This window comes from uncultured Actinomyces sp. (assembly GCF_963526355.1).
Lineage (GTDB): Bacteria > Actinomycetota > Actinomycetes > Actinomycetales > Actinomycetaceae > Actinomyces.
On sequence record NZ_CAUROW010000002.1, the window covers coordinates 57,111 to 70,215 of the forward strand.

Annotated in this window: 10 protein-coding genes; all 10 read right to left on the bottom strand. The window is 68.1% G+C overall.

The window, feature by feature from the left end; translation table 11 throughout:
* Positions 1-38: 38 nt before the first annotated feature.
* A complete protein-coding gene (locus RWR81_RS01415; RefSeq protein WP_314453333.1) occupies positions 39-839 on the bottom strand; it encodes a helix-turn-helix domain-containing protein in 801 nt (266 codons plus the stop codon).
* An 85-nt stretch (positions 840-924) separates the two neighbouring features.
* Complete coding sequence (locus RWR81_RS01420; protein WP_314453337.1) at positions 925-1,734, bottom strand: ABC transporter permease; 810 nt, start codon at positions 1,732-1,734, stop codon at positions 925-927.
* A 118-nt stretch (positions 1,735-1,852) separates the two neighbouring features.
* Positions 1,853-2,806, bottom strand: coding sequence for an ABC transporter ATP-binding protein (locus tag RWR81_RS01425; protein ID WP_314453340.1), 954 nt, complete (start codon positions 2,804-2,806; stop codon positions 1,853-1,855).
* 212 nt (positions 2,807-3,018) lie between these two features.
* Entirely contained in the window at positions 3,019-4,758 is a 1,740-nt protein-coding gene (locus RWR81_RS01430; RefSeq protein WP_314453343.1) for an ABC transporter ATP-binding protein, read from the bottom strand.
* A 2-nt stretch (positions 4,759-4,760) separates the two neighbouring features.
* Positions 4,761-6,521 carry an ABC transporter ATP-binding protein gene (locus tag RWR81_RS01435; protein WP_314453483.1) on the bottom strand — a complete coding sequence of 587 codons (1,761 nt, stop codon included), beginning with the start codon at positions 6,519-6,521 and terminating at the stop codon, positions 4,761-4,763.
* 172 nt (positions 6,522-6,693) lie between these two features.
* A complete protein-coding gene (locus RWR81_RS01440; protein ID WP_314453486.1) occupies positions 6,694-9,102 on the bottom strand; it encodes an ATP-binding cassette domain-containing protein in 2,409 nt (802 codons plus the stop codon).
* A gap of 70 nt (positions 9,103-9,172) precedes the next feature.
* Positions 9,173-9,805 carry an ECF transporter S component gene (locus RWR81_RS01445; RefSeq protein WP_314453344.1) on the bottom strand — a complete coding sequence of 211 codons (633 nt, stop codon included), beginning with the start codon at positions 9,803-9,805 and terminating at the stop codon, positions 9,173-9,175.
* A 142-nt stretch (positions 9,806-9,947) separates the two neighbouring features.
* A complete protein-coding gene (locus RWR81_RS01450; RefSeq protein WP_314453347.1) occupies positions 9,948-11,441 on the bottom strand; it encodes an ABC transporter ATP-binding protein in 1,494 nt (497 codons plus the stop codon).
* 2 nt (positions 11,442-11,443) lie between these two features.
* A complete protein-coding gene (locus RWR81_RS01455; RefSeq protein WP_314453352.1) occupies positions 11,444-12,241 on the bottom strand; it encodes an energy-coupling factor transporter transmembrane component T in 798 nt (265 codons plus the stop codon).
* A gap of 41 nt (positions 12,242-12,282) precedes the next feature.
* Positions 12,283-12,933 (bottom strand): MptD family putative ECF transporter S component, encoded by a 651-nt coding sequence (locus RWR81_RS01460; RefSeq protein ID WP_314453355.1) that lies wholly within the window; start codon positions 12,931-12,933, stop codon positions 12,283-12,285.
* Between the last annotated feature and the right edge of the window lie 172 nt (positions 12,934-13,105).

Here is a 13,105-nt window from a genome sequence, read left to right on the forward strand (position 1 = left end):
CCATACGCGAAACATGTCGCCCTCGGCAAGTGGCGGTGTCAGTCGTCTGCCGTATCAAGGAGCCGCTCGGACAGGCGCTGGATGATGGGCTCGATCTCCTGCGAGGTGGTGGCTGCGGCACTCACGCGGCCGAAGATGCTCACCGCCAGGAGCCCGAAGGCCGTCTCCTGGTCCTGCTGGCTCGGCTCCTGGCGCCCGCGGGAACGGGCCACCAGGTGGGAGGTCTCTCTCAGCCAGCGGCGCCAGGTGCCGGCCAGCCTGTCGCGGGAGTCCTCATGACGAATCGCGTAGAGCCAGGTCTCCAGGTGCAGGACAACATCCTCCATGGGAAGCTCCTGGAGCTGCTCACTCCACTGCTCGGGAGTCGCCGGCTCCTGAGCGTCCTCACCCGAGCTCTCCTCACCACAGGTGACGACCTCCAGGAACAGAGCCTCCTTGGAGGGAAAGGAGGAGTAGAAGGCGCCCTTGGTGAATCCAGCGGCCGAAGCGATGTCGCTGACCGCTGCCCCCTCGTAGCCCTTGGCGGCGAAGACCTCCCGGGCGGCGGCCAGGAGCCGCGCCCTGGTCTCCTCGCTCCGACGGCGCCCGCCGCCCCGCCTCGGGGCGGTACCACCGACCGCGGTGGAAGCGGAGGCCAGTTTCCGGGAAGCGAGGTCCAGTGAGGCCGCTACAGCACTCTCGCTGCTCCGAAGCGCTCCCTGACCGGCCGCCCTCACTGCTTGGGAGAAGGCGCTGATCGCCTCGTTGAGAGCACGCGTTGCCTCTCTGATGTCGTCGGAGGCGGAGGCCCCGGAGTCGCTGTCACTGTTCTGCCCGTGGTCGGAGCTCCTGGCGGTCATGCCCCAACTGTAGAGGAGGCCCCTCAAGAAGGGTTTCACGGCACTTCCTCCACTAGGCTCCAACCACGTGTGCATCCCGGCAGGCTCAGGGCCGCCTTCCCAGTGCCCATGACGCGCCGACGACGGACACCGCGCACCACACGCACAGCAGGACCCAGAAACGGGTAGGCATGGTGGCGTCGTGGGAGAACAGACCGGCACGCACCACCTGAGCCATGGGCTCGAAGGGCAGCCAGCGGTGGATCTCCTGGGCCCAGTCGGGGAGCCTGTCGGCGGGGAAGCTGACGGGTGAGAACAGCATGATGCCGAAGGCGAGTACCTGGGAGAGGATCTGAGCCAGGGCCGGAGCCAGGAGCGTGGCAATGGCGTAGCCGATGCAGGCCGCTGTCAGGGCGACCAGCACGGCGCCGGGCACCAGCCACCACTGCGGGGCGAGGTCGACGTCGAAGCGGGCGTTGGCGACGATGACGCCCACAACCAGGCCGGGCAGTGCAAGAGCGGTCCAGATCGTGAGGTCTGCCAGGAGGAAGGCGACTCTGGGGACAGGCAGGGTGCGCATCCAGTCCAGGCTGCCCTCAGTGCGGGACTGGGAGACCCACTGGGGCGTCATGATGAGTCCCAGCGAGATGAGCGCGATCGCCGGCCCGCCGCCGGCCAGGTAGAGACTCGCCTCGCGGCCTGGGTAGCCCGCGATGAGCCCGTATCCCAGAACCGTGGAGACGCCCAGCAGCGTCTGGACGATGATGAAGAAGGGAAGCATGGGGAGGCTGCGACGGAGCTGCCACTGGATGAGCAGGCCGAGCTGACGCCAGAACGAGATCTTCTGGGACGCGATCTCGAGAACAGTCTTACTGGCTGGGACCGCTTCAGTAGTGGCACTGGTTGGAGCAGGCATCGGATTCTCCTTACATTTCATGTTTCTCTGGGGACGGGAGTCCCACCGCGCTTACGTGGCGGCGTGGGGACGACGCGAATCATCGGGACGATCCGGGCCTCCCGCGGATTCACACGCTTCAGGCGGCATGACGGCGCACCTCCTCCCCCGTACTCCCGGTGAGGTCCACGTAGACGTCCTCCAGTGAGACCGGTGCCAGCTCGTAACGCTCGATCGCTCCGTCCTGGAGGGCGTGAGCGGCCCACTCCACGGCCTGGGTCGTACAGTGAGAGTCCACTGCCACGGATGCGCGCACGGCATCGTGCTGCGTCAGGCTCATTCCCGCGGGAGGCTCGATCCGCCGGCCTGGAGCTCGACTGACCTCCAGGACGAAGGACGATCCGTGGCCGGCCACGAGCGCTGCGGGAGTTCCCTCAGCAATGACGTGACCGTGGTCCAGGATGGTGAGGCGGTCGACTGCCCGTTCGGCCTCCCGCACGTTGTGGGTCACGAGGAGGACCGCGGATCCAGCATCGGCCAGGAGGCGGATCTGGTCCCACAGCAGGCGACGGCGTACTGGGTCGACGTCATTGGTGGGCTCGTCGAGGATGACCAGGTGCCCGGGGACGACGGCACACATGGCGAAGGCCGTCAGACGGGCAATGCCACCGGAGATCTTCTGCGCGGGAGTCGTGGCCCACTCCCCCAGGTCGAGGGCATCGATGAGCTCCTCGGCGCGTCTGCGCGTCTGACGCGGACAGCCTCCTCGCAGGCGCCCCACGAGGTCGATGGCCGTCAGAGGAGCGAGCCCCGTGATGGGGACATTGGCCTGTGCCTGGACGTTGGTGAGACGGCGGGCGAGAGCGGGGTCGGCAACGGCGTCGACGCCGTCGAGTCTGATGCTCCCGGAGGTCGGACGCAGCAGCCCCACCACCTGGTTGACCAGCGTGGTCTTGCCCGCGCCGTTGTGCCCGAGGAGCCCGACCACCTCGCCGGCACCCACCTGCATGGTGACGCCGGCGTTGGCTCTCACCGCGTGCGCCCCGCTTCCGAAGTGCTTGTGAAGGTCCTCAATGGCTAGTACATCGGCCATGACCCCCTCCTTTCGTTCAACTACCTGGATCCGAGCACCCGATCGACCATCAGACCGACCCGTACCGGATGGTATCAAACATACCACTCAGTATTGACAGGAGGTTTCATAGGACTTTGAAGGCTCTCATAACAACAGAAACGCGGCCCCATACCAACCGGTACGGGGCCGCGTCTGCCCACCATACTCGTCTTACCTGAGGCGGCCCCGCGTCACCCCTGACGGATGTGCCAGCGCGAGGAGGCCGTGGAGGCCTCGATGAACTCGCGGAAGGGCCCGGGGACGGCAGCCAGCTCCTGGGGCGAGCCTTGCTGGGCCACGCGGGCACCGGCCTGGCTCGGTTCGAGGAAGACGACCTCGTCGGCCTGGCGGACGGTGGACAGGCGGTGGGCCACCACGATGACGGTGCGGCCTCGGGAGAGCTCGCGCACCACCTCGGTGATGGCGGACTCGTTCTCCCCGTCCAGGGCCGAGGTGATCTCGTCGAGCAGGAGGATCGGTGCGTCCTTGACGAAGGCGCGGGCGATGGCGACGCGCTGACGCTCCCCACCGGACAGACTCAGCCCACCGGGACCGACCTGCGTGTCCCACCCGTGCGGCAGCGCCTCGATGACGCGGTCCAGGCGGGCGCGCCGGGCGGCCTCGGCCAGCTCGGCGTCGGTGGCCTCGGGTCGGGCGATGCGCAGGTTCTCCCGGATCGTGGTGTCGAACAGGTAGACGTCCTGGAAGACCATGGAGGTCATGCCCATGATCGTCGAGGCGCGCATGGAGCGAACCGGCGCCCCACCGATGGTGACGGTCCCGTCGTCGACGTCCCAGAACCGGGCGGCCAGGCGCAGGATCGTGGACTTGCCCGCCCCCGACGGGCCCACCAGGGCGGTCACTCTCCCCTGGGGCGCGGTCAGGGAGACGCCGGCCAGGACGGGGCGGCCCTCGTCGTAGGAGAAGGTGACGTCGTTCAGGGAGATCGTGGTTCCCTGGGGCTCGATCTCCTGGCCGGGCTCGGGGTCGGGCAGGGGACGCGCGTCGAGGATGTCCCCCACGACCCGCAGAGCAACCTTCGCGTTGTCCGCCTCGGAGACGTACAGAGCAGCCTTGGTCAGGGGCAGGAGCGTGCGCGCGGTGACCGTCATGATCGCGAGATATCCGACGACGTCGAGCCGGTGCCCGCTCACGCGTGACAGGCCGACCGCCATGACCAGCGCGAAAGCGACATTGACGATGAGGTTGAAGTACTGGCCGGGCCTGCCCTTGACCCTCAGACCTTCGAGAGTGGACTCGGAGTCGGCCTCCAGGGCGGCGCGCACCGGCGCCCAGCCAGTCTCGGTGACGCCGGTGGCGCGCAGCACCGGCTGAAGGCGGGCGAATTCCACGAGGCGTCCGGCGGCGACGGTCGCGGTGCGGTCCTCCATCTCATTGGCACGGGTGGTAGCGGCCCCCATGAGGCGCAACACGAGGGCCAGAGGGATGATGGTGGCGGCCATGATGAGCGCCAGGGGCCACTCGACGATGGCCGTGGCCCCCAGCATGACCAGCGGCACGATGAAGGCGTTGCACAGGTGTGGGATCACCATGGAGGCCAGGTGGGAGAGGGTGTTGACCTCCCTGGAGGTGGCGTTGACGACCACGGCCTCCCGCTCGGCGCTGAACCAGCCCAGGGGCAGGGTCAGGACGTGCTCGGCAATGCGGTCGATCATCGTGTCGCAGACCTCGAAGACACTGACCCGGTAGGAGCGGTGCATGGCCGTGGTGTCCACTGCGGCAGTGATCACCCCCATGAGCACGACTGCGATCAGCCAACCGGTCAGCGACTCCGAGCGCGAGTAGAGGGCGCGCAGGAAGGGGATCATGAGAGCCAGGGTGAGGCCCTGAAGGACGGCGGAGGCCGCGAACCAGGCGGTGATGACCCGGATCTCGGCGGCGTTGACGATTCGTGTCAGCAGCTTCCACATGGCTACTTCTCCTCCTGCCCGGCGGCCTCGGCTCCGAGCTGTTCGGCCGGGGCGGTCAGCGCGGCGGCGTCGGTCTCCTCGCTCAGGTCCTGGCTGCTCCACATGGCGGCGTAGCGGCCGCCGGCGGCCAGGAGGTCCTCATGCGTGCCACGCTCGGTGATGCGTCCGGCGTCGACGACGAGGATCTGGTCGGCGTCACGGATGGTGGACAGGCGGTGGGCGATGATGATGACGGTCCGTCCGGCCGCCAGCTGGGACAGGGCCCGGTGAATGTCTCGTTCGGAGGCGGGATCGGCCTGAGCGGTGGCCTCGTCCAGGACGAGGACCGGGGCGTCCTGGAGGTAGGCGCGCGCCAGGGTGACGCGCTGGCGCTCTCCCCCGGAGAGGAATCCGCCCTCGTCGTCTAGGACCGTGTCGTAGCCGTGGGGCAGGCGTGTGATGCGCTCGTGGATGCAGGCCGCCCGGGCGGCCGCCTCGACCTGCTCCCGGGTGGCACCGGGACGTCCCAGGGCGATGTTGTCGTGGACGGACTCATGGGACAGGGCCACGTCCTGCAGGACGATCGCCACGCGCGAGAGCAGCCAGGGGAAGGTCGCCTCACGCACGTCGACGCCGCTGACGCGCACGGCGCCGTCGTCGACGTCGTAGAAGCGGGCGATGAGGCGGGCCAGGGTCGACTTGCCTCCGCCGGAGGGGCCGACGAGCGCCGTCACGGTTCCCGGCTCGGCGGTGAAGGACACTCCGTGCAGGACCGCAGAGCCCGCCTCGTAGGAGAAGGTGACGTCCTCGACGTCGACGCGCCCGGGAGCGGGCCCCTCACCGTCGTCGTGGGTTCCCTCGGGCATCGGCGGCTGGGAGAGCAGACCGGCGGTGGCCTGAGCGGCCAGCCTGGACTCGTACATGTGCTGCGTCAGACCGATGAGAGTCATGAGTCCCTCCGGCAGCCCCAGGGCCACCAGGAAGAAGGGCAGGGTCGCTGACAGCGGCGTCCACCCCTGGGCGGTGAACAGGACGGCCAGCACCGCGACGGTCACAAAGACCGTGGAGGAACGCAGGAGCGCACCCATGACGCTGATGGCCTTGCCGGACTTGCTCACCCACTCGTATGACAGCCTGGAGAACTCGGTGCGCGCCTGGCTGAAGCGGGTGCGGGAGGCGTCTGTGGCCTGAAACCCCTTGATCTCCTTGATGCCCTCAAGCATCTCAACGGTTGCGGCGGCCAGCGCCGTCTGGGCGGCACCGAAGCGCTCGGTGATGTCGGAGACGCCGAACAGGGCCATGGCCATCACCACCAGGGCAAGCGCCCACAGCCCCACCAGCGCGCAGGCCAGGCGCCAGTCGGTCCACAACAGGTAGGCCGTGCCGGCCGCCGCCATGACGACGGCGTTGGTGGCGTCCCCGGGGACGTGGGCCACGAGGGTGTGGATGGCGGAGGTGTCGTCGCAGACCATCTTGCGGATGGTGCCGTGCGGGATCTGCGCCACCCGTCCCAGGGGCAAATGGCTGATGGCGTCAACGATCCGCTGGCGCAGGTGGCGACGCAGCCTGGCCTCGGCCAGGTGGGTGACCCCGAGGCCGGCCAGGTACAGGGCCTGGGAGAGGAAGAGGGCGACGACGGCGATGGCCGCCCACACCCACAGGCTGCCCCGCCAGCCCTCCGGCGAGGTCTCCCCCAGCCATATGGCCGCCATGTTGCGCAGGGCCTCGAAGGGGACGATGGACATCAGGGCTCCGACTGCGGTCAACAGGCCGGAGACGATCATAGCCGGGCGGGCGGGCCGGATGAGCTCACCGATGGTGACGCCGGGATGCCCAGCGCCGCCGGTGTCACCAACTTCTTCGGGTTCTTCGGGGCGGTCGGTTGGCTCCTCGGTGAAGCGTTTCGTCGTCTGGTGAGTCGTCTGGTGAATCGGTCGGTTGGGCATGGTGCTCTCCTCAGCGGAGTGTGTTCCAGGTGATGGCGACCAGCGTCCAGGTGAGCACGACGACGCTCCAGTCGCGCGCTCTCAAGGGTTCGTCGGTCATCTCGGTGCGTTGCCGATGGGCACCGAAGGCGCGCGAGTCCATGGACAGGGCGACGCGCTCGGCGTGCTGGATGGCCAGGATCATCAGCGGCAGGAATGATCCGATCCAGCGGACCACGGGGGCCAGCAGCCCCCAGCGCCTTCCGATTCCACGCAGTGCCCTGGCGGTGCGCAGAAGGACAAAGTCGTCATGGAAGCGGGTGATGAAAGCGATGGCCGCGGTACCCGCCGCCCCCAGGCGGTAAGGCATGTGGAAGGTCGTGGTCAGGGTCCGGATGAGGGCCTCGGGGTCGGTGGAGACCCCTGAGACGAGGACGAGTGCGACAAGCGCGCCGATGCTGGTACCTCCTGTCACCGCGTCACCCAGGTCGTAGAGAGTCACTGCATTCTCTTGGCGGTACCCTGCGCTGAGGATCCAGATCAAGAGCGCAGTGGCGGCCCAGGGGGCGATCACCGAGGCGATGGTGCGCCGCAGGGAGGCGCGCGCGGCCACGACGAGGAGCGAGGAGGTCAGCATCAGGCCCAGGTTGAGGTGGTGGTTGCGCAGAGCGAAGACCATCACCATGGCGGGCACAACCGCCAGGAAGAGGGTGAGGGGGTTGAGGGAGGTGAACAGGCCTCGCCGCGGCTGGGGCCTGGGCGGGACCGCAGGAAGACCGAGCGATCCGGAGGGCGAGGCATCCGCCTCGGCATCGACTGTCCTCGCCGTCTGACCGGCGTCGTCGGCCGAGGCGACCTTGTGCGCCGGGTCCGGGCCCGTTCCGGTTCGCGCCGTCGGCCCCGGCAGGGCGATGATGTGGGTGCAGTGCTCCAGGGCGAGCTCGAGGTCGTGTGTGGCCATGATGACCGTGCGCCCCTGGTCTCGTAGCTGGTCGATGAAGTCCATGAGCTCGCAGGTGTTGTCCCAGTCCTGCCCGTAGGTGGGCTCGTCCAGGACGACGACGTCGCGCTCCTCGCTGACCATGGTGGCCACCGACAGCCTCCGGGCCTGGCCGCCCGAGAGGGTCAGGGGGTGGTGGTCCCGGTGAGCAACGAGGTGGAACTGCTCGAGGAGCTGGTTGACCCGCTCCGGCGGCGTGCCTCCGACGGCGAGCTCGGCTCCGACGGTGGTGGCCACGAACTGGTGCTCGGGGTTCTGGAAGACGTATCCGACCGGGTGCCTGCCCTTGCCGACGTCCCGGCCACCGACCACCGCCTTGCGTGCGGTGGAGCGCACGAGGCCGGCCAGGGCGGACAGGATCGAGGACTTGCCCGCGCCGTTGGGGCCGACCAGCCCCACGAGCTCTCCGCCCCCCAGTCGCATGGACACGCTGGGCGAGCGCCCCGGCACCTCAAGGTCGACCAGCTCGACACTGGTTCTGGGCTCCGGCCGGGTGCGGCCGGCGAGCGCGTCGCGAGTGTCGATGGACTCAACCTGCTGCCAGCTCTCAGCGGAGTCCCGCATCTGTTTTTCCAGGTAGCGCACCTCGACGTCCGCACACAGATCAGCGAGCCGCGGCACTCGGACTCCGGCTTCGGCGCAGGTCAGTGGTGCCTCAGGTGCGGAAGAGCTCGCGGGCAGGCCGTCCTCGGCGTCGCGCAGCGCCCGGGGCATCCATACGCCGGCGTCGGTCAGCTCACCGCGGTGCCCCATGAAGACCTCACGCGGGGTGCCGACGGCGATGATGCCTCCGACGGTATCGAGAGCCAGGACCTGGTCGACGATGGGTAGCACCGGGTCGAGGTCGTGGTCGATGACGACGACCGCCGTGCCGGAGGCTGTCAGAGAGGAAATGAGGTCGTAGAACTCCTCGCGGCCGGTGGTATCGATGGTGCTGGTGGGCTCGTCGAGGACGAGGAGCCGGGGGTGCATGGCCAGGGCGACGGCGACGGCAAGCCGCTGACGCTGTCCACCTGAAAGCGTCCAGGGGTCGTCCCAGATACGCTCGATCAGTCCCACCCTGCGCAGGGCCTCATGGACCCGTGAGGAGATCTCGGTCCGGGACAGGCAGAGATTCTGCAGGGGGAAGGCGACGTCGTCATGGACTCTGCGGGTGACGACAGCGGCGTCGGGGCTCTGACCGACGTAGGCGACGGTCTCGGCCAGGGTCTGGACAGTGGCGTCTGCGACCTCGGTGCCGTCCAGGCTCAGGCTGCCGGAGTACTCCGAGGGCAGGCAGTGCGGGATGAGACCGCACAGGGCACGCACCAGCGTGGTCTTGCCGCAGCCCGACGGACCGATGACGGCTGTGACCCGACCGCGCAGGTGGGTGAGGCTCACTGAGTCCAGGACCCAGCTCTCGCGTCCGAGGTAGTGGACACTGAGCCCCTCGATCCTCACCAGGGCCGATCCTTCCGGCCCGCCATGCGGCTGTTCCACCGCCGGCGCGTCGGACACGGCGAGCGTCGACTCAGGCACGGCCGGTCACGCGGTGGTCGATGCCGACGCCGGCGCGGTTGAGCAGCCGGGTCAGGACGATGGTGATGACACCACCGACAAGTGCCGAGACCACGGCGATGATGACGCCGGCACTCGCCGAGGCGATGCCCGCCGAGGCGCTCATGACGGAGACGTACATGATGCCGTTGAGCAGGCCGAAGGTCGTCGCCGAGATCAGGAAGGACCACCAGGTCCACTTCCGGTAGAGCATGAGGGCGAGGGGCGTCTCGACGAAGGCTCCGCCGATGAGGGTGCCGACGATGGCGGCGGGACCCGTCGGAGTGGTGAAGACACTCATGATCCCCATGAGAAGGGCCGCGATCATCACGGCGCCGGGGCGGCGCACGACGGTGGCGGGCAGCAGGAAAGGAACGAGCCACAGTCCCATGATCGCGCAGCCCAGGAGAACTGCGTCTCGGGAGGCTCCCGCCGCCGGGGCCAGGTAGTTCAGGGGCACCAGGAGGATCATCGAGACCACGGCCAGGGCCGCGATCGTCATGAGGTTGCGGGTTCCGAGCGCGGAGTCGGCCAGGCCCGAGCGTGACGACGTGCGCACGGTGCGTTCCTGCCCGGCGGGCGCCGTTGGGCGGTTGGTGGTGCTCATGTCTTCTCCTTGTAAGTTTCTTGCAGATCATGGTGAGAGCGGTCGGGCGTCACGCACAGACGCCGAGCCGGGCGGTACCAGACGGGGCAGCGCGACGACCTCACGTCTACTCGGACGCCACCGCATTTGCAAATCATTATCATTATTGTTCTCTGGTGAGTTTTCCTTCAATCTCGACGACGTAGTCGGCGCACTCGTTGAGGAACTCGATGTCGTGGCTGATGACGATGACGACGCGCCCTTCGCGAGCCAGGTCCCGCAGCTCGGCGGCGATAGCCACGAGGTGGCGGTGGTCAACGCCGGAGGTGGGCTCGTCCAGGATGACGACGCGGGCGTCCTGGTCGATCGCGGTGGCGATGACGAGCCGCTGCTTCTGCCCGCCGCTGAGAGAGAGTGGGTGACGGTCGGCCAGGTCAGCCAGGTCGAGACGTGTCAGCTGCGGGAAGCTGGCCTCCTGGGAGACCGACTCGGCGAAGAGCTGGCGGTGGACGTCCTGCATGACGAGGAAGGCCTGGCCGGCGGTGAGATCCTTGCCGCCACAGGAGACGCGTGCGCCCCGGCGGGTGCGTTGCAGACCGCAGACGGCTCGCGCCAGGGTCGTCTTCCCGATCCCGTTGGCCCCTATGACGCCGGTGATCGCACCGGCTGGGAAGGTGAGCTCGGGGATGTCGAGGATAAGGCGGCCACCGCGCTCGACCTTGAGATTCTCAATACGCAGGTCTTCCTTTCGCGGTTCTTCCGGAACCTCGTCAGGCTCAGCCCGGAGTGTGCCACCGGTCGCGCGGGAGGGACGCTCGACGCCGCTCACCGCGTCGTCGGCCGCCCCATCCGCGTGGCCAGCCAGGGCCGCAACGGGTACGGGGCTCGTGGCCAGCCGGGGCCGCTCCAAGGTGCGCAGGCCCAGCTCCTTGCGCCGTGCCTGACCGATCCGCCACAGCTCCTCGCCCGTCATCCGGTGCAGGACGCGCCCTTGCCCCATGATGACGGCCTCATCGACGAGGCCGCGCAGGAAGTAGATGCGGTGCTCGGCCACCACGAGGGTCCGCCCGGCGGTCTTGAGTCGTTCAATGGTTGCGCGCACATCGTCGATCGCGCTCGGATCCAGGTTGGAGGTGGGCTCGTCCAGGAGGATGACGGGGGTCCGCTGGGCCAGGGCCTGGGCGCAGGCGACCTTCTGGGTCTGTCCGCCGGACAGGCCGCGCAGGTCCCGACCGGCCAGGTCCGTGATGCCCAGCTCCTCCAGGGCATCGGCTCGGCGTCGCCGGATCTCCTGCGCGGGCACCTGGTAGTTCTGGGGCGCGAAGGCGAGCTCGTCGGAGACGGTGGTGGTGAAGAACTGAGAGGCGGGATTCTGGAAGACCGTGGCGGTGCGCAGACCGGAGCGCTCGATCGGGACGGAGGAGACCTCCTGGTCGTCGATGAGGACCCGGCCAGTGAGCTTACCGTCGTGGAAGTGCGGGATGAGCCCGTTGAGCAGCCTCAGCATGGTGGACTTGCCAGATCCCGAGGCCCCGCACACGAGGGTGAGGCTTCCGGGTGCGATGTCCAGGTCGATGTCGTCGAGGACCCGCTGGCCGGTGGGATAGGCGTAGGAGACGCCACGAAGATGAAGGCGAGAATCGTGGGAGGGCGTCATCGTCACCTCCCCCAGACGGGTTGCAGCGCCAGGACCACCAGGCCGGCGCTGAGCGCGAGGAGCACGGCATCGGCAGCCCCGAAACGCAGGCGGTCGACAACGGTGGGGCGACCACCGCTGCCCAGGCCCCGGATGAGGGCTGCGGCCGACAGGTCATCGGCACTGCGAGCCGAGGCGGCCAGGACCGGGACGACGAGCTTCTCGATGCCGTCCAGCGGGTGGCGCCACAGGTAGGAGCCGCTGTAGCCGCGCAGCCGCATGGCCTCCATGACGCCCCTGGCCTCATCGAGGGCCACCGGCACGAAGCGGAAGAGGACTGCCAACGGGATGGTGAGGAACCGTGGCGCGCGCAGCTGGTTGAGCGCCGCCAGCAGGGTGCTGACGCGGGCGGTGGTGACGAACCAGGCCCCCAGCGACAGTGAGATGGCAAAGCGCAGCAGCCAGTAGGCGACGACCCCACAGAAGACCGCGACCCCGGAAGGCCACCACAGGGGCAGCTGGGTGAGCCCCCAGAACACTGCGGTGATGGCGGAGTAGCTGATGAGCACGCGCACCGGCTCGTCCAGGGCGATGAGCACGCCCACCAGAACGGCGATGAGTCCAACGGCGCGGTTGGAGGCCATGCCCATGACCAGCACGTTGCACACGAGCAGCAGGATGAACTTGCTGCGCGGATCGGCGTGGACACGAGGAGCAGCGGCACCCCTGGGGCGGGGACGTCCCCCAAAGGCGGCATCCAGGACAGAGCAGCCCTCTCGAGCGAGCTCCTGCGGTGAGGCCGGGGACTCCTCCACGCCCATCGCAGAAACGTTGGACCCCCGGGGTCGCGTGCGCCGCATGCTCAGGCAACGCCCGCTCGCTTGAAGTGCTTGCGCAGCACCCTCATTCCCAGCAGGGCGCTGACGTAGGCAAGGAGCGCGATGACGAGCATCCACACCAGGAGGAACATCGGGCTGATCAGCGCCTGGAGATCACTGGCGTACGTGTCCCCCATGGACTCGCGGATGTGGGCGAAATAAGCCTCTGAAGCCCATATCACCGGCAGGATCGGGCTGATGGCCCACATGGAGAAGACGGCGAATCCCAGGGCGTTAGTGATGGTTCTGTCGTATCCGCCGGCACGAGTGATGGCGTCAGCGGCGAGTCCCAGGACGGTCGCGACCAGCGGCGTGACCCAGGCGTGTCCGGTGACGACCATGAGGATGCCGATGATGAGACCCAGGATGGTGTAGGCACCCATGGCCCGCGTCCGGGACACGTACAGCATGCAGATAATCGCTTCCACGATGACACCGATGATCCCTCCGACGAAGATCATGATCGGATGGATCGCCCCGAGCATCCCGGAGCCGAACAGGGCGATGAAGTACAGGGCGGTGAAGACTCCCACGTTGATGAGGTTGCGCGGTGAGGTGATACTCCTCGCCCGGCCGTCACTGCGGCCGGCTGGGCTGTTCTCGGCTGTTCTGGCTGAACTGACTGTGTTGGCCATACCGGCTCCTTGACTCATCAGCTCCCCACCAGCTTTGGTGAGGCACGCCTAAGTTTCTACTCCTCCTTAGTGGTTCCCGCAAGGGCCGAACCGGCGCTGAGCAGCACTAGGGCACACAGAACTAACCGTTGAAAAGACGGGAAAACCGGATGGTGGGTTGACGATGGCGGAG